The sequence below is a fragment of the Pseudoalteromonas rhizosphaerae genome, assembly GCF_902498845.1.
Taxonomy (GTDB): Bacteria; Pseudomonadota; Gammaproteobacteria; order Enterobacterales; family Alteromonadaceae; genus Pseudoalteromonas; species Pseudoalteromonas rhizosphaerae.
Genome location: NZ_CABVLM010000020.1, coordinates 1 through 17,703, shown reverse-complemented (window position 1 = coordinate 17,703; position 17,703 = coordinate 1). Strand labels below are relative to the sequence as shown.

14 protein-coding genes are annotated in these 17,703 nt (G+C 37.0%); 12 read left to right on the top strand and 2 right to left on the bottom strand.

Annotated elements, in window-relative coordinates; genetic code table 11:
• The 4 genes from PSR9079_RS21570 to PSR9079_RS21555 are packed head-to-tail and all read left to right on the top strand — an operon-like array spanning position 1 to position 5,832.
• Entirely contained in the window at positions 1-1,665 is a 1,665-nt protein-coding gene (locus tag PSR9079_RS21570; RefSeq protein ID WP_149983209.1) for an AAA family ATPase, read from the top strand.
• Positions 1,665-2,582, top strand: a complete 918-nt coding sequence (locus tag PSR9079_RS21565) for a hypothetical protein (RefSeq protein ID WP_149983208.1) — start codon at positions 1,665-1,667, stop codon at positions 2,580-2,582. Before PSR9079_RS21570 ends, PSR9079_RS21565 begins: the two co-directional genes overlap by 1 nt.
• A gap of 16 nt (positions 2,583-2,598) precedes the next feature.
• Positions 2,599-4,509 carry an McrB family protein gene (locus PSR9079_RS24090; protein WP_149983207.1) on the top strand — a complete coding sequence of 637 codons (1,911 nt, stop codon included), beginning with the start codon at positions 2,599-2,601 and terminating at the stop codon, positions 4,507-4,509.
• Positions 4,510-4,512: 3 nt separating this feature from the next.
• On the top strand, positions 4,513-5,832 hold the full coding sequence (locus tag PSR9079_RS21555; RefSeq protein ID WP_149983206.1) for an McrC family protein: 1,320 nt from the start codon (positions 4,513-4,515) through the stop codon (positions 5,830-5,832).
• A gap of 168 nt (positions 5,833-6,000) precedes the next feature.
• On the opposite strand, the gene PSR9079_RS21550 is transcribed toward PSR9079_RS21555, so the two are convergent.
• Positions 6,001-6,216: a DUF3892 domain-containing protein gene (locus PSR9079_RS21550; protein WP_149983205.1), complete on the bottom strand. Its 216-nt coding sequence runs from the start codon at positions 6,214-6,216 to the stop codon at positions 6,001-6,003.
• Between the two features lie 412 nt (positions 6,217-6,628).
• Here PSR9079_RS21550 and PSR9079_RS21545 point away from each other — a divergent pair, with 412 nt between their 5' ends.
• The 8 genes from PSR9079_RS21545 to PSR9079_RS21510 all read left to right on the top strand — a co-directional run bounded on the left by PSR9079_RS21545 (position 6,629) and on the right by PSR9079_RS21510 (position 16,800).
• Positions 6,629-7,429 (top strand): TnsA endonuclease N-terminal domain-containing protein, encoded by an 801-nt coding sequence (locus PSR9079_RS21545; protein ID WP_149983204.1) that lies wholly within the window; start codon positions 6,629-6,631, stop codon positions 7,427-7,429.
• Positions 7,430-7,435: 6 nt separating this feature from the next.
• The gene (locus tag PSR9079_RS21540; protein WP_149983203.1) at positions 7,436-9,637 is read left to right on the top strand and encodes a hypothetical protein; all 2,202 of its coding nucleotides are present in this window, start codon (positions 7,436-7,438) and stop codon (positions 9,635-9,637) included.
• A complete protein-coding gene (locus tag PSR9079_RS21535; protein ID WP_149983202.1) occupies positions 9,637-11,070 on the top strand; it encodes an ATP-binding protein in 1,434 nt (477 codons plus the stop codon). Before PSR9079_RS21540 ends, PSR9079_RS21535 begins: the two co-directional genes overlap by 1 nt.
• Before the next feature lie 7 nt (positions 11,071-11,077).
• Positions 11,078-12,070 (top strand): TniQ family protein, encoded by a 993-nt coding sequence (locus PSR9079_RS21530; protein WP_149983201.1) that lies wholly within the window; start codon positions 11,078-11,080, stop codon positions 12,068-12,070.
• Between the two features lie 25 nt (positions 12,071-12,095).
• Positions 12,096-13,511: a TnsD family Tn7-like transposition protein gene (locus PSR9079_RS21525; RefSeq protein WP_149983200.1), complete on the top strand. Its 1,416-nt coding sequence runs from the start codon at positions 12,096-12,098 to the stop codon at positions 13,509-13,511.
• Between the two features lie 10 nt (positions 13,512-13,521).
• A complete protein-coding gene (locus PSR9079_RS21520; protein WP_149983199.1) occupies positions 13,522-13,920 on the top strand; it encodes an antitoxin Xre/MbcA/ParS toxin-binding domain-containing protein in 399 nt (132 codons plus the stop codon).
• 252 nt (positions 13,921-14,172) lie between these two features.
• Positions 14,173-16,365, top strand: coding sequence for a hypothetical protein (locus PSR9079_RS21515; RefSeq protein ID WP_149983198.1), 2,193 nt, complete (start codon positions 14,173-14,175; stop codon positions 16,363-16,365).
• A gap of 126 nt (positions 16,366-16,491) precedes the next feature.
• Entirely contained in the window at positions 16,492-16,800 is a 309-nt protein-coding gene (locus tag PSR9079_RS21510; RefSeq protein WP_149983197.1) for a hypothetical protein, read from the top strand.
• A 301-nt stretch (positions 16,801-17,101) separates the two neighbouring features.
• Here PSR9079_RS21510 and PSR9079_RS21505 read toward each other — a convergent pair whose 3' ends face one another.
• Positions 17,102-17,497 (bottom strand): hypothetical protein, encoded by a 396-nt coding sequence (locus PSR9079_RS21505; RefSeq protein ID WP_246175633.1) that lies wholly within the window; start codon positions 17,495-17,497, stop codon positions 17,102-17,104.
• Between the last annotated feature and the right edge of the window lie 206 nt (positions 17,498-17,703).

The window sequence follows — 17,703 nt, the reverse complement described above, 5'->3', positions numbered from 1 at the left end:
ATGAGAATAACAAAATTATCATTAACTAACTTTAAATCATTTAAACAGGAGCAAACCATAGAGTTTGCTCCTGTAACCTTATTATTTGGCCCTAATAGTGTTGGCAAAAGCTCTGTAATTTTGTCGCTGTTTTACCTTCAAGAGGTTCTTTCTAAGGGGCAGGCAAATCCATCAAGGATAAATGCACTAAAATCTAAACAACTTGGTGGCTTTTTATCTTTAGTGCATGGAAAAAATCTTTCCAACGATATTATTATTAAAGTGGAGTTGGATAAATTAGGCTTAATTGGAAAAAGTTATTTATCAGAGGCATCAGAACTAACTCAAGTAATCATTGATGATGACTCTCTATCCTTAGATGAGCCAGCATTCCTTATGCCTTCAGTGGTAGAGAATAGTGAAAGGGTTGAACTTGAGTTCACCATTGCTTGGTCCGCAACCCTTAATAGTGCCAAAGTTAAGTCTTACAGGGTATGGAGTGATGGAAACTTCTTGGGGGAATTATCTTCAGATTTGAATCAAAGTAGTTCTTCAATATCCAGATTGAATTTTAAACATTCATTACTACGCCCTGAAAACCATAAAGAATGGCTAAATGTTATAGAAAATACAGATTATCCAATTTCTCCCGAAGCACTCGAACACGACTCAAAGATTGATAATTTTGTTGTTGAAGATAATGGCTGTAATTCTTTCTTTCAATTTTACTTGGAAGAGAAATCTGACACGGTAATTCGTCCAAAAAGTTATGATGAGTTAGATGAAGATCAAAAGAAAGAATATCACTCACTTGATGCATACTCAGTCATGCCAATTTCCGTAAATTGTAGAAAAGTTGGGTTACCAGATTTAAATCAAGTAATGGATATAGCAGGACTATACAAACCTGACATAGGGCTCAATGCGGAATACCTAAATTATTTGCAAATGCAGTCAGTCTTTACTGAAATATTTGTTGCGCCATTAGATAACTTACTAGCAATACTTGAACAAAGTGCGAACATTGGCCCCCTGCGCACTGTACCTGATCCAAATTTTATTACTAAGTCAGAAACCGAACAAAAAGACTGGTATGACGGGCGAGCTGCATGGGATTTGCTGGCAGCAGACAGAAGCGAATTAAGTACTAATGTCTCCACATGGCTAAATCGTTTAGGTTCAGGTTGTAGAGTTACACATCCAAATGACATGCCATCTGCTGACATAGTAACTCAAGCTCCTTTTCTGTTTGATGAAAATTCTAGTTTACCAGTGTGGCCTTCTGAGTTGGGTGTTGGCATTTCTCAAGTAATACCTTTGGTTGTAGCAGCTAATACAGTAAGAAAAGGAATTGTAGCAATAGAGCAACCTGAGCTTCATATTCACCCTAGAATTCAAACTGAGCTTGGCGACTTGTTAACTCAAATAAAATCTAAAGCGAACTTTTTAATTGAAACGCATAGCGAGCATCTGGTTCTTCGTTTGAGAAAACGTGTAAGACAAACAACTGATGAAGAGTTACCAGAAGGCTTTAAGCCAGTTGATAAAGATTATATCTCCATTGTGTACTTTGAACCGTCTGACGAAGGTGCTATTGCCCGAAGAATTAAACTTGATGAAGACGGTGAATTCACTTCTAAGTGGCCTCAAGGCTTCTTCTCTGAACGCAGAGAGGAGTACTTATAATGTTGGTGGAACACTTAGTTGAGCCTGAGTTTTTGACTGAGGTCGTTTCTTCTAAACGAAATTATGAAGATTTTTTGCGAGAATTCTCTCGTCAATCTCCTAGGGTTGTTGGCAAGTTACAAAAGTTTAATAAGTTCAGACGAAAAACGCTTCTCGCCCAAGGTGAAGAAGCAAATGAAGATCAACAAGGCATGTTGATTGAACTACTTAACTTTATAGAAGAAACTTGTTTAGTTGACAGAAATTCGGGTATCGATGGGGGTATTAGCTTCTTCGAAAACTGTGTCCAAGCACATCAACAATTTCCCAGTCATGTATTTTGTTTGAATGCACGTGCAGAACAAGCTATTCAGGGAATTGATTTTATTTACTCTGCTGATTTGAACGATGGCATTCGATCACTTCCCAATCAAAGGTTAGTGCAAAAGAGCTTGAATGAAATGGTACAAGCAACTACTGATTTTTTAAGATTATCTTCTCGAATCACTTTTGTAGATCCATATTTTAGCGACCGGGCTACTATGTTAAACCCGATGGTTAAGTTTATAGAGCTTTGTGGCGCTAACTCACCTGTTGAAAGTACAGAAATTACTATATTGCTAAAAGACCGCGCTGGCGCACCTTTGATTCAGTTCTTGATGAATGCAATAACTACACATAACGACTTTAATTCAACAGGTATTGCTTCATTAACGGTAACGTCATTGATTGAGAAAGATAACGGTGAAGCTTTGCACAACAGGTATATCATTAGTGAGCTTGGTGCCCTTTTCTGGGGGATTGGGTTGGATGAGCGCCATTCTGAAGTGAATGATGATGTGGTTATGCTTAACGAAGAAATATTTAGTAAACGCTCTAAGCAATACTGTGAGCTTGAGGCTTTTAATATTCATGAGTCAAAGACACAAAAATTTTAAAATATGGATTTAATACATGGATTTTTTCATTAAAGAACATTTTGATTTACTGAATAAGTGGCAAGGTAAAAAAAGTAATCCTAAAAATGTAGAGCAAATACAAGATTACCCGCAATTAAAAGATGCATACGCGATAACCGAGCGGTGGGCTAGAGCATTACAGAAAAAAATGTTCCCATCTGGAACGGTAAAGATTAGAAAAAGCCCGATTAACCAAGGTGGTAACTTTTTCTCTTATAACTGGGCAAAGATATATCCAACCAAAAATTCCCCAGAATACTTGGCATATACTGTAGGTATTGGAACAGATGGTTTTAATGTCAAAATTGATACGGTTAACGCTAAAAAAGGTCTTAGAGAAAAATATCTAGCTATTCGTGGAAAAGACTACGCAGGTTCTGGGATCGTGAGTATTCTGCCTTCAAGCGAAGGTTTACAAAAATTTAGCTCGATATCTGAATTAGTGGATTGGAGTGAAGCTGAAATACATAAGTTTTCATTGGGCTATGATGAGGTGGCGCAAATGTTTGAACAGCCAAAACAGGTAAATGAGCCTGCGGCAGAATATTCAATGGATGATACTCCTATTTCCCTTAACACCATATTGTATGGTCCACCGGGTACGGGAAAAACATACCATACTATTGAGGCTGCTGTTAAGGCTGCGGAACCTAGTTTCAAAGCAAGTTCAAGAAAAAAGCTGAAGGCAAAGTATGACTCGTTGGTAGAAGAAAAGCGAGTTCGATTTGTTACGTTTCATCAAAGTTATGGTTACGAAGAATTTGTTGAGGGCTTGAAAGCAAATTCAAATAACGGGGAAATTTCTTATGATGTTGAAGCTGGTATATTTAAGCAAATTTGTGAAGATGCTCGTCAAGGGGTTGAGCCAGATAATGATCCCCTAGAGCAAGCAATAGAGCTGTTTAAAGCCGAATTAGAAGAAACCTCTACTATTACGTTAAAGACACTTCGTGGCAATGACTTTGATGTGCAATATCACGGTAACACTACGTTTAGAGTGTTCCCTGAAGCAACATCACACGAAGATTTAGGAAAGGGATACCCTGTTTCAATTGATAACTTACGAAAATTGTATCGGGGTTTAAGTGTTAAGAAAATTTATAATTCATCGTATGTTAAATCGATTCTTAACCATATTAAAAAAACATATAAGGTAAATGATTTTGAAGCGCCGAAACAAGGTGAAGCTAAAAACTTTGTACTTGTGATTGATGAAATAAATAGGGGTAACATTTCAAAAATATTTGGTGAATTGATTACCCTAATAGAAGAATCGAAAAGGTCTGGAGAGGAGCAAGGCGAAGCATTAGAAGTTGTTTTGTCAAATTCAGGTGAACCGTTTAGTGTTCCAGAAAATCTGTATCTAATTGGAACTATGAATACGGCGGATCGCTCATTAGCGATGATGGACACAGCGCTTCGTCGCCGCTTTGATTTTGTCGAAATGATGCCTAGACCTGAGTTGTTTCATGAGGTGTCAATTAAGGGTGTAGATTTGGAAGCGCTACTAAGCAAAATGAATCAGCGCATTGAAGCACTATACGACAGAGAGCATACACTTGGTCATGCTTTTTTCATCCCTGTTAAAGATTTAGTAGGCAAACAGGACCTAGCATTTGGAACACTAAAGTCAGTATTTAAAAACAAAATAATTCCATTGCTAGAAGAGTACTTTTTTGAGGACTGGAATAAAATACGATTAGTACTTGGTGATAACCAAAAAGTCGAAGAGCTGCAATTTGTAAGAGAAGAAAAACAATCGTTTGATAGCTTGTTTGGCAATAACCACGGTTTGAATAATTATCAACAAGAAGAAAAAAGCTATACGCTTTTGCCTTTTGATAATGATGTGTGGAACAAGCCGGAAGCATACATAGGCATTTATAAAGCAAAAAAAGAAGATTAAGTAGTGAAAAGGATTCAAGCTGCAATAACAGTATTTGAATTTGGCTATTTAGGTGTTGGCGAAAAAGTAGTGCATTCGAAACGCATAAGTAGAATCAGTCAATCATCATTCGCTTACTTGAAGCAACTTTGCCTATGTGACGAATCTGAAAGCCGATTTCTGAATTTAAAGAGTATAGATAATACCGAGGTACTCCAACTCCAGAACTATGCTGGGGTGCTGTTTACACCAGATGGCACTCAAATTGAAGTCTTGCCTAAAATCGGTCGAAAGCTAGATGGCGAAGACGGTCAAGCTAGAGCGCGCAATTCATTGCTCAGTATGTTGGCAACACTTGGCTCCTTCCGCCACATTCGCACTAAGAGCGCCAATTTGTCTAAGTCTAGAATGCCACTACTTGAAGTGTTTATTAGTCAATTTCTTGATTCAGTGAACGTACTGATTAAAAAAGGGCTACGAAGTGATTATATTGGACGTGAAAACAACCTCTCTTTTTTGAAGGGAAAATTGTTAGTTAGTAAGCAGTTGAAAAAGAACTCAATTAATAAACATAAATTTTATGTTGCGCATGATGAGTTTGTACTTGATAGACCTATTAATAGGTTAATTCACTTAGCATTAACTAAAGTCTCAAGTTATTCTTCTAGTGCTGCAAACCAAAAATTAGCTAAAGAACTTTTATTTGCTTTTACAGGTATCCCTTTAAGCACAAATGTTAAAAATGATTTGTCTGCCGTTAAGTTAGATCGGGGGATGAATTATTATAAAGAACCCTTTGACTGGGCTAAGTTAATTCTCGAAGGATTTTCTCCCTTGACGATGACGGGTAGCAGTTATGCATCATCATTATTATTTCCACTAGAAACTGTTTTTGAAAGCTATGTAGCTTCAATTTTAGCAACGCAGTTACCTCAAAACATGACTCTTGAGACTCAAGCAAAATCTGAGGCGCTAGTGTCATTCAATAAACGAAAAATTTTTCGTTTACAACCAGATCTCCTCATCACAGAAAATAGCAAGAGAATTGTTGTATTAGATACAAAATGGAAATTAATCGACAGTAGAAAAGACAATGGCACTGATAAATTTGAGCTATCGCAGAGCGATTTGTATCAAATGTTCGCTTACGGGCATAAATACTTATCTGGTTATGGGGAGCTTTTCTTAATTTATCCTAGTCATGATGACTTTATGGAACCAATTGCATATCCCTTTGAGTATGGTGGGGAATTAAAGCTCTGGGTTATACCTTTTGATGTTTCAAATAATGTTGAAGATAGTAGAAGAATCACTTTGCCTGCAAACAGTACTTTTCAAATTTAAGATTTACTTTTGTAAGTAATTCATTTTATTATAAAATTAATTTTTGGAACAAATGAATCAAGCATTAATACTTAAATTTCTATATGGATATTTGTCCAGTAAAAACAAATAAATTTGATGATATTAATGTTTAAGTAATAGCTGAATCCCTTTTCAGCTACAACTTTCTTAATCATTAATGTTATCGGGCTTATTATGATTAGGGTTATTATGTGCATACTCTACGCCATCACGTTTATAAACATGGGTATCGGGATGCTGACCTTGCTTTACTTCTTTTACGAGCTTGGCTCGTGAAACATCGCCACGCCCAATAACTGTGTAGCTATTATTACCACCATTTTTACCGCCGCCATTCCCATTAATACTACTGCCTTTAGCCATAATTAAATCCTCAAAATCGGTTTTTAAGTCTTCGTGGACGCAAAAAATAAACTTGCTTCTCTGTTTTTTAAGCCTAGATTACAACCAGTTGAATGTATAGGTATACAGTACTTCTTCCAATTGTGAGTAGTCTTTTTGGTGTGTATTTTTTTACATAATTTATTGCTAGTTTAATAAAAAAAACAGTTTTTATGTTTTTTAATACCTTGTTTTTAATGGTTTATCTTTAATGGTCTATCTTTTTAGTGTTTAAATTGATATTTATTACCCTAACCCCTACTTTACAATCAAACCCAAAAAAAGATATTTAAAAACATGTATTTATGTTTTTGTAATTAACTTTTTCAGCTTGTTTAACTTTCAATTCTGTTCTATTACTAAAAATAGACAAGATTAAAGAAGAGTTACTCAAGTGAAAAAATTATACGTTTCTGAAGCGACAAATAGAAAAGTTAGAGAGTTTAACGAAGCTAAAAAGCGCGGTATCCATATTCCATATGTGAAAAGCACTTTTATGTCGGCTGGCACACGCTCTATATTCTTTTGTCCAGTTCAAAAACGAGTGATTACTTTCATGGGGCAAGGTGAAAAGCACCTTTACATTTCAAAGTTATTTGATTCGAATGTTGTTGAAATTAAAGAGCAATATCCGCTTGACTATGTGCTTACGCAAGAGATTGCTGACACGCTCGGCGTCATCCACCCCCGCAAACATTTAACTGGCGAATTGACGGTTGTTACTACCGACTTACTAATTACATACCGTGATGAAAATGGCTCGGAGTATCGTGTTGCTTATGCATTTAAATATAGTATTGGTGGTCGAAATCAAACACGCACGAACCAAAAACTAGAGATTGCAGAAACGTATTGGAAACGATTTGGTGTGCGTAGTGAGCAAATCTTACGAGATGATGTGTCAAAGGATAAAGCGCATAACTTAATAAATTACATAGATAAATATGATAAGAACATATGTATAAATGAAATAAACGAGTTTGTAACCACTCTTCTAGATGATGTTATTAAACATCCGAGCCACACCCTGCGAGAGTCATTGAGTGCAACGTCTGCATCACTGCATATAGAGCCATCTTATAGTATGACACTTTTTGCGAACGCAATATTTAAAAATGCTTTGCCAATCGATTTGATGCAAGAAATTAAATTGCATAAGCCGATTAAGCTCGCTTTGATAAGTAAGTGGGGCTAGATATTTATGTTTGCTGTAAATGACATACTACAACTGACGCCCATGGGAGTTGAAAAGTTTAAAGCACAATTTGGTGCAGGTGATGAGTTTTTTGTCTCAAAAGTGATTAATGAGAGTACGGAGTACGCTCAATACTTTGTGATAACAAATTTAACGCAGATGAAAAGCAAAGTTGAGCCGCAAAAACCGCTTGCACTATCGACCAATCATGCGCACACGCTCTTTAAACAATTGCTTGACGATGATGGGTGTGGCTTATTCTACTTGCATGATGAGCGCTCACGTGTAAGTGATGAACAGTTAGAAGTAGAGAGCCCTAACTGGATAAAAAAGCGCGAAGCGAGTTGGTCTGTGATAGAGCAATTTCAATCAGATGAGCAAATCTTAAAATACTTGCAAGGCATGCTTGCGCGCCAAATCACACAGCATGCAGCTGATTTAAACGTTAATGAAAAAGCTATTCGAAGAGCCTTGAATCGATATATTTCAAATGGGTGTCGTAAGAATGCGCTTTTACCAATTGCGTACGCGAATGTGGGTAACAGTAAGCGAGTTTATAAAACAAAACCCGGACCAAAGGGCAGTCTTATTCCTACTTTGATGACTAGAATGATTGAACCAAGCGACATTGTTAAAGTTCAACGACTTGCACTTCGAAACTGTGTGGATAAAAAAGATGGGAAGTTTTGTTTAAAACGCTTACATATTTTGTTTTTGAAAGAGTATTGCTCCGATGAAATAGTCGTTGAAATAGCAGGAGAAACACACTTTGAACTTGCTGTTGATGAATCAAAAAAAATTAATTATCAGCAATTTAAACGTTTATTTAATAAAGCGTTTGATCCGCAACAGCAGCAAGTTTTAAAAATTGGTAAGTCTGCTTATGAAAATAATCGTAAAGATATGACAGGCTGCGCTTTTGAAGGCGCTACTCGTGCAGGCCAGCTTTGTGAGTCAGACTCAACTGAGTTGCCTCTGTATGTTGCTTACCCATTGAATAAAAACAAAATAGAAGCTGCGGGCAAGCCGACTTTGTGTATTGTAGTGTGTGTAAAAACTCAGAAGGTGATGGGTTACTCTCTTGGTTTTAGTTCACCAAAATGGATAAGTGTTGCAGAGGCATTAGTCAACTGTGTCCAAAATAAGAAAGAGTATGCAAAGCAATACAATGTTCATATCGATGATGATGATTGGTCATGTCAACATCTCCCCTTGTCAATTCGCCTTGATAATGGTGGTGAAAATACTCCCAAGCAGTTTAGTACAGTATTGGAAGAAGATTTAGGTCTTTCTATTGTAGATTATTGCCCTCCAGCAAATGGAGCCGGGAAAGGCACTGTCGAACATATACTGCATATTATTCAAGGCTTTCTTTCCAACATTACTGGGTCAGTAGAGAAAAAGCGTGACGCCGGTATTCAGCATGCGTCTCAACGAGCTGTTCTCTTAATTGAAGATGTTCATAGGCTCATCATAAGAGCTATTTGTATCCATAACACGATGAACTCTCGTGAGCGCTTATTGACAACTGAAATGGCGATGAGCGACGTCATACAAACGCCGTCAGCCATGTGGTCCCACTTAATCAATGATGAGCTTTTAGGGCGTCCCAGGATGTCGCAAAAGCGGCTCCCTGAGCTTGTCTATCTCCTAATGCCTAAACTTAAGGCCACAGTTCATCGAAACGAAATTAGTCTCAAAGGTTTAGGGTACTTCAGCGATTGGGCTGAGAAAAAAGGATGGTTTGCAAAAGCAACAGGCGCTCGTTTTAAAATTGATGTGATCAGCCTCGGCGGCACTGTAGACACTATTTACTTCAAAGATGAAGCAGGCGAACTTCAGCCTCTCTCACTCAAAAAAGAGTATCAGCGGTATGAAGGTATGACTGAGCTGCAAGCAAAATATCAACTTAATTTAATAAAAGAAAATCGCAAAGAATTAGAGCATAAAAAAGAAAATGCACTGGTCAATTTTGAACATGAAGTTGAACAAGCTGTAGAGCATCGTTTGAACAATGATTTTAAAGATGCTCCACCCAATACACAAAAAACTATTCAAAGTGGTATTGCAGAACGTAAAGCAATCATGATTGAAGATGAGCAGCGAATTAAAGCAGAGCAATTATTTAAAACAATGCAAGCCAACTCCGAATTTAAAGTGAGTAGCGAGCAACTTAATGATGATGAAGACTATGAGGATATATATTGATGAAAGTAACTAGAACTAAAGCAAATTATAAAGCGCAAGCGCTTAGTAAATATCAAGGGAATCCGCTTGTTGAAGCGCTCCCATCATCACTCACTGAAAGTGAGTTTACTGAACTAATGTATGTGTTTAAGCATTTTCCTGACTGCTTTAATGCATTATCAAGGATTGATGTGAATGATTGTCTCGATGACTTGAAATTAGTTCACATTCCTACGAAGGAGGCATACCAACTCTATGAAAATGTATATGCACAAATGCGCAAGTGTTATGTGAAGCGAAACCCTTTAGATGCTGATACCCGCCGGTTAGCGAATTCTATTAGTACTCGCTTAAAGGCTAATTGTAAATTTGATGTAGAACAACCGTGCGAACATGTGGCAACTGCACCAAGCATCTTGGTAAGTGGGAAGGCAGGGATTGGCAAAACAGTGTTAATTCGTCGTATTTTAAGTACATTTCCACAAGTCATAAAACACACTGAGTATCGTGGTCAGGTATTCGAAACACAGCAAGTGGTGTGGATGTCATTTGATATGCAAGCATCTCGTAGTCGTAAAGCGCTTGCCCATAACTTTTTTAATGAATTAGAACGTGTGGTAGGGTGTGAAATTAAAGGTGATTTTGTAAAGTCACGAGATTCTATCGATCAACTTTTTCATGCAATGCAAACAGCAGCTGTTGTATATAACATCGGATTGATACACATAGATGAAGCACAGTTTGTATTAAACCCTTCATCAAACTTCAAAGATGCTCCCACACTACCGGAAATTGAAACCCTCTTTAATAAAATTGGCGTACCCGTCATCATTTCTACAACAGATGATGCTTTAGCTACGTTTAAGAGTACTGAAAATGAAGCATTAACAAAGGCGACTAAGTTGCAAACTGTGCGTCGATTAAACTCTGTCGCACATATTAAAATTAAGCAATGGCATGCCGATACGTCTAAGTTTGATGAGTTTTTTTCTGCGTATTTCCAACCCTCGATATTTGAAAATAGTGAAGTAAATAGTAATGAATTCAAGCTGCAATTACTTGTATTATGTGCTGGAGTGACTGATGCAATATCAGTGCTTTCAATCGCATTTATACGTAACTATCATTCGCTTTCAGAGAAAGGAAAGAAGCTAGACTGTTTAAAGTTACTTAAACAAGTTTACCAAACACGTATGGAAATTTGGCATGCCCCTCTTTCTAAGCTTCGAAAAGACTACAACGTATTGAGCCCTAAAAAGAAAGCTAATCGTTCCACTGATTCAAATATGAATGTTGCACAGCTTTACAGTGAAGCCGAGGCATTCACTCCGAAACCTGCACGTAAGCGCACTAGTGAGCACCATTTAAAACCAGCCCAAAGTGTTGAGCGAATTAATGAGGGGGATGAAATGATAGATGCTGATTCAATTGTTGCAAGTTATGAGAACGAGTGAGAGTTTTATGCATCAAGTACCAACTCCACTACCTGATGAGCATGCAGTAAGTATCATTTATCGTTGGTTTCAAATGACTCGCTTTGAGACTCTTGAATCATTTATTCAAGTAAATGGGTGCAGTTCAAAATTGAACTCACCCCGACGGTTGTGGTGCCCACTATATTCTGAACTTGCTCATGCACTATTATCAAAATACTCATTAGCGGACTTTATTAGTAAGTTTACCAATATACATGATTATAGTTTGTTTTTAGATGAATCCGCGTTTCAAGGTTTAAGTATTGAAACCATTTTGAAAAAGTTATCTACGTTCAAATTTAGTAATGCATTAAATGTTCTACAAGATAAATATTGGCGCTATTGCCCTGAGTGTGCAAATGAAGATGAGCAAAAATATGGCACAACTTACCTTCATGTAGAACATCAATGTTTATATAAACGTGTGTGCAATAAGCATAGTGTATTGCTTGAAGAGCTTGCCTCTTGTCACGTTTCTTTACCGCCTAGCAATAATTTATCGATACTTGCTTCGCAAAGTGATATTGAAAAAGATGTTGCGTTATTGGGGTGGGTCTCTGAATTAACGGATACTCCCCCAGAAGAGCGTAAACTCCGGGTACTGAATTTGCTGCGTCAAAAGGCGTGTGTTTATTCTTATGATAGAAAAAATCCATATCAGGTGCAGCGAGTTCAGTATATGCAAAACATACTAGCAAAGCGTTTTAATAGCTCTGTTTATAAGCGTTATTTTGATTGGGGTAAGTTGACATCGGGACATTACCCGTTGAACTCATCAGGTGGTTTAATGCACTTTTTAGAACCAGAGAAACACTTTCATCCCATGTTCTATTTAATGCTCATTGATTTGTTTCTAACGAGGGACGAGTTCAATTTGTCTTTAGAATTCCTATTAAACACTTCAAATATAAGGCGTGAGATCCCTCCTGTTGTATTGCCATTAGACATTCGTGAATTAGTAAAAGCTAGTGCGGCGTAGCTAAATAGTCAGGCAAGGATAAGTTATGCGAATGTTACAAATAGTCCCTCGAATTTATAAAGGGGAAACAATATACAGCATAGCAGCACGTATAGTGCTAAATGATGTATCCACGTCTTTTTCGCAATCGATGATAAATAAGTTCGGTAATAAGGATATTCAGCTGAACTCTATTTTCCCCTCGTATTTACGTCAGCTATCATCATTAACATCGTGCGAGATTGATTGTTTTATAGATAACCACTCTCTTTTTCAATATTACTCTTCTTTTTCACCTGATAGAGTTAAAAAGCAAGCACGTGATTTTTTAATAGTTGGCGACAGTGGTGCTGCGTTCAAAGTGCTTGGATTATTATCCAACCGGATTATGAATGAAGGTACTCATAAATTTTGCCCTGTATGCGCTTCAGAGCAAGAGTTAGCGTTTGGTGAGGCGTACTGGTTGCTAGAGCATCAATTGCCACTTTCTATGGTTTGTTTAAAGCATGAATGCATGCTTGTTTCAAAACCTAAAGCGCGTAAGCAGCTTGTATTCCCTGAGATTGGCAGTTCAGTCACTGACTGTACAAACCCTCTACTACTTAAGATTGCGGAAATAAATCACTTTGTCCTTAATGACTATTCATTTGATCGAGCTAAGCTTGGGCAAACATATGCGGTGAGGCTTATTAATAAAGGCTTGGCAACAACGAAATCTGTTCGACATATACAATGGCGTAATGAAATGAAAGCGTACTTTGCTCCACTTATGCATGATGAGCGAGTAAGAAAGTTATTAAATCCCTCGGTTGAGCAGGGCTTTCCTGCAAATATTTTCTATAACGATGATTCTAGTCATCATCCTATCAAGCACGTATTAATTATTAGTTTTTTGTTCGAGCACTTCGGCGATTTTATTGTGGCTTACGGAAAAGGAGAAAGCATTAAGGTACGTGCAGTTAAACAACCCAAACCACAAGTGAATATTGACGAAGAGCGCCATAAGGAAACATTAACATTATTGAAATCAGGTATGCCCTTAAGGGATATTATTTGTAAAGCGAATGTCAGTGCTGCAACCGTTCGTAATCTTGCTAGAGTGCATGGTATAGCACTAAAAGAATATACCCGAAAAGTTAGCAGCATAATGCACAGGTCTATCTTGATACGGTTAATCGTAGGAAAGCCGACAGAAGTAATAGCGCGTGATTTTAATTTATCAGTAGGTGATATTGAGCAAGTGCTAGTTGGCCAAACGGCGATAAAAAAGCTGCGTCAACGCATCAGGTTTTATACCCGCAGAAAAACCGCACGGCAGGCTATTATCTCAGCGCTATACACGCTTGTTAGACCATCTATTTCTAAGCTTAGAAAAGCAGTAGATAAAGAGTATATGTGGCTTTATAAGCACGATAGAGAATGGTTAAACGGTTTTAAGAATACATACTTCAACAACAAATAAGAGAGTGAATATGGATGGATATACAAATAATGTACTGCAACAAAATCCGAGAAAAGCGGCTCGGATCGCGCTAAAGGTATTTTTAAATATTATGGATGCATGGGGTGTTAATTTAGAACAGCGTCAAGTGTTTTTAAGTAGCCCTGATAGAAATGAATTTGAGCAATGGCAACAAGGTAATGTTGAAAGCATGAACCTCGATGTAATTATACGTATCTCATACATTATTGGAATTTACAAAGGATTAGGCTTAATTTTCAATGATAGAAGCATGGCTGATGAATGGGTAAATAAACCAAACAAAGAGTTCAATGATCAGTCTGCTTTGGAGTTTATGCTTGGTGGAGATATAGAGCAATTGAAGCAAGTTAGAGAGTTTGTTGATGGGCCATTTAACTCTATTCATTGAATTGAAACTATTAGAGAATAGTGAGACAAATAATTTTAATCTTAAAAATTAGAATTGTTCCTTATTGAAGTTATTGACTTCGCTGAGAAATTTATTTATCTTAAAAACAGACTAAATTGCAGTCGGCTACAGAGCATGTTTGCTCTAACTTTATACTCCGCTCCCTATCTATTGCACGGGAGGTTTCAGCTGCAAACCGGTTATACCGGATACTTTTTGTGAAACCTAACTTCATTATTTTTGGAGAATACTATGTGCAGGATTGATGCGCCTTTTGGCAATATCACCTTCGATGAAAAAAACGACCCTAAAGAACGCTTTATACAAGCTCTAGATGAGTTTGATATACAAGGCAATTTCAGAACATTAATGATTAAACACTTTTCTGATACATGGATGAATGTATTTAGAGGTGCATTAGCTCTTGAAGAGGCCCTAGCTGAGACTAAACCCCATACATCAGAGTCTGCAAAGTGTATTTCTATCTTATTGACTCAACAGAAAACCATTGAAAATTGTATCTTTAGTTTTTATGAAGGCTACCGAGCACCTTTGAATAACGAACTAATAATTGCTTTTTTAAAGGACGTAGCTGACATTTATTACCCTAACGCACTGTTTGGGTTATTTAATGACGGTATGGATAAATGTGGTAGCTATATAATGTTTTCATCATGGTTGTACGGAAAGGATTACTGCCTCACTAAAGCATTTTTTGATGATACTTCATTATGTTTGTTGAGTGATAGCGATAGAGCTATTGTACTTTGGAGTTTCTTTGATGAAATATCTCATCGATTACAGTCACTAGATAGCAAGCGCTTATATAAAGCTATGACTTATATAGCTAATTCAAACGTCGTGCAAGGACCACAAATTGAAGAAATAACTAATACTTCAACTAATATAATTCGTGGTTTAGATTTTATAAGGGCATGGATAACTTACGACTCTCAAGCTGGTAGATTTAATTATAAGTGGTTCGATTTTTTATACTTTTACAATAAGTCCTTCTCTAATCTTGATGATTCAATATCTCTTGAACTTATAGATAGTGATGAAACTCAAACTTTAAATTATGAATGGCTTGAGAACACGAAGCTAGAGCTTCAAGAGTTACTATATATAAATACTAACTTAGATAATGTTCCATCCGAAGAGCATGTGCGGTGGGCTCAAGAGCTAGACGGATACTTTAGTTCATTTAAGTCTCGTAACTTTGAGAGGCACTATAACTACAGCAACTCAAACATTATTGATTTATATAGACGTAAAGATAATGCTCATCATGAGTTTTGCTTAAAATTGAAACCGCTACAGATATCGACTTGGATTGAGTTTTCTATAAAAGAAGATTTTCGAAGGTTACTTGAATCAAAGCCTAGTCAGTTTCGAGGTGAATTAAAGGATAGCGTTGATTTATGGGGTTATGATAAGCATTTTACCTCATGGAAAAAAGTATTTTTAGTCGCTTTAGAAGAGTTAGACTATCAAAGTAAACTACGAATTTTATCTTGTTCAATTCCTTTTAATAGCCGCCGAGCTGAAGATTTATATCCAGAATGCGCCGCTTGGTGGAATGAGCTTTTTACCGACTTGATTGACGCTAAGGATTTTCCTAAAGCTTTGATACCTGATTGGGCTGTTACTGGAATTGACAGGCTAGAACGAGAAGAGATGGTTCCCTATATAGATAAAAGCATTGGGATAATACGTGGTGAAATCGTAAAAGTAGAGAATAAAGATCATCTAGAAACATACCATCAAAAACTTGATAGATTACTTAGTTTTTTAGATCGTTCTGCACCAGATAAAGCTTTACGACATCGCCTTTTTCTAATGCGCTCGTCGACCGAACCTTTCTCTGATGAGGCTCTTGCAAAGTTTAACTGTTTGTTTGAGCGTAAAGGCTTTAGCAAATGGTACGATTCCTTAAAGCAACTTGCTGCTGAGCAGTGTGCAAAAAAAATAAATGAGAATAGAAGCCTTACAATAGCTAAACATGAGCAAGTTGAAAAAGATTTTTATGTGCAATTTTCCCAACAATTAGCTGAATTTTGCCTAAGCCGACTGCGTATTCGTAAAGGTGAAAAAGCGAAAGATGATAAATATGAAACGAGCCAAGTAACAGAACAATCTTCTGTTTGGAGGCAAGGTTACTTAAAAGCTCTTACTGAATTAGGTTTGGACTTAAATGGAAAAGTCCATAAAACAGTCAACTTCACCAAAAAATCAGATCCTAATGAGGATGTGCGAGCTATTGCCAGTGAGTGTTATAAGGCTGTTCGACGACACGCTAAGAAAGACGCTTCTGTTCAAGATATAAAAAGAAGCATTATCGCTGCTGAATGGTGGCTTCTTATGTGTCAGCGAACTGAGTTAGGTCATAAAAATCATTCTGAAAAAGCCCTAAGAACTAGGCGTAACCTAATGCGCAACACATAATTTATTAATTACCTCCAATCTAAATAACTAAACTTGGTGTACTAGAGCCTGATGCTCTTACTTTGACGCTATCCGTCCGCCATGTAAAAACTTTACGGTCTATATGGCCAGTCAAGGAGTATACGTATGCATAATTTTTCTGAAAATTTATTTAAAAATCAGATTAAACAAATAGAAGCTGATATTGAGTCTGACTACCAAATGTTGAAATTTGGATCAGATGACCATCATGCCCAAACACGAATAGCTCGGTCCGGCAGTACGACTTGTAAAAAGTGTGTATCTGGTGATGGTATTAAAAAGCGAATTTTCGGTAGTTTTATTGAGGCGGAAAGCTCTGCTGATGACTTTTATGAGAGCTCTAATCGAGAGCTCGAAGCTTATAGGTGTCCTGTAGGTAGTGGTTGGCATTTGAGGAAGCCTAAATATAGATAATGAGTAATTATGATTAACATTCCCAAACTATAATAATTACGCTTAGATTAGGGGTTATTAAATCCTACTAAAATTCCCAATCTATAACTAAAAACTCTATAACGAAAAATGCGGTCTAAAAAACTGCATTTTCCCAAACTTAAATAACTCTGATCATGATTGTAGGTTGCGAATAAAGAATGCAACTATCGGAATTAAGTTTGCAACTCGAATAAAGTCTGCAACCGATAGTTGAATTTTGAGGTCAGTAAAAACAAAAAAGCGAACCACTTCTGGTTCGCTTTTTTGTTTTCATACAGTTTTATTTAGGAGGAAGTACTTTCCGGTTATTTGCTAAGCGAAAGCCTTCAGGTACGGGCTTAAACTTATCGCCATTTTCTGGCCAACGTTTAGCTCTACTTTGAAAAGCTCGAAGTGTAGCAATGTCTATAGTAGCAGCTACCACGAAATCATTATCACCGCCTCTTAAACGAGCGATGTCACGCAGAAAGCCTTCTTTTGCTGGAGAGCGTACTCTACTGTCACCATATTTTCGATTGTTAACTAAAATAGTATAAGCATGAACATCTAAAGCCGCAGATTCGATTAGAGACGCGAAGGTATCAAGATCTCTATTCCAACTGAGCACCATTAATGCATCAACGGCTCCTTGAAAGCGAACGCGTGCTTTACTATTTTGTAACTCGGAACAAACCATAACACCAAAATTAAAACCGTTATGTATATATACAGGTTTTGGCGATTTTCCTAATGAGTCCCATTGCTTACCAAACTTACTAGTACTCGTTCACAGAAGTTCTGATCAGTTGCCTTACTTAAATTCAGGCAACTGATTTATTCCTATCAATAGCTTTATCGTTCGGCTTTTTCCAGCAGTTGAAGTGATGAACCCTTTCTTTTTAA

Excerpts from the sequence above, each read along its gene's own strand:
- PSR9079_RS21570 (WP_149983209.1), top strand. The coding sequence starts at position 1 with ATGAGAATAACAAAATTATCATTAACTAACTTTAAATCATTTAAACAG.
- PSR9079_RS21565 (WP_149983208.1), top strand. The coding sequence starts at position 1,665 with ATGTTGGTGGAACACTTAGTTGAGCCTGAGTTTTTGACTGAGGTCGTT.
- PSR9079_RS24090 (WP_149983207.1), top strand. The coding sequence starts at position 2,599 with ATGGATTTTTTCATTAAAGAACATTTTGATTTACTGAATAAGTGGCAA.
- PSR9079_RS21550 (WP_149983205.1), bottom strand. The coding sequence starts at position 6,216 with ATGGCTAAAGGCAGTAGTATTAATGGGAATGGCGGCGGTAAAAATGGT.
- PSR9079_RS21540 (WP_149983203.1), top strand. The coding sequence starts at position 7,436 with ATGTTTGCTGTAAATGACATACTACAACTGACGCCCATGGGAGTTGAA.
- PSR9079_RS21535 (WP_149983202.1), top strand. The coding sequence starts at position 9,637 with ATGAAAGTAACTAGAACTAAAGCAAATTATAAAGCGCAAGCGCTTAGT.
- PSR9079_RS21530 (WP_149983201.1), top strand. The coding sequence starts at position 11,078 with ATGCATCAAGTACCAACTCCACTACCTGATGAGCATGCAGTAAGTATC.
- PSR9079_RS21525 (WP_149983200.1), top strand. The coding sequence starts at position 12,096 with ATGCGAATGTTACAAATAGTCCCTCGAATTTATAAAGGGGAAACAATA.
- PSR9079_RS21520 (WP_149983199.1), top strand. The coding sequence starts at position 13,522 with ATGGATGGATATACAAATAATGTACTGCAACAAAATCCGAGAAAAGCG.
- PSR9079_RS21515 (WP_149983198.1), top strand. The coding sequence starts at position 14,173 with ATGTGCAGGATTGATGCGCCTTTTGGCAATATCACCTTCGATGAAAAA.
- PSR9079_RS21510 (WP_149983197.1), top strand. The coding sequence starts at position 16,492 with ATGCATAATTTTTCTGAAAATTTATTTAAAAATCAGATTAAACAAATA.
- PSR9079_RS21505 (WP_246175633.1), bottom strand. The coding sequence starts at position 17,497 with ATGGTTTGTTCCGAGTTACAAAATAGTAAAGCACGCGTTCGCTTTCAA.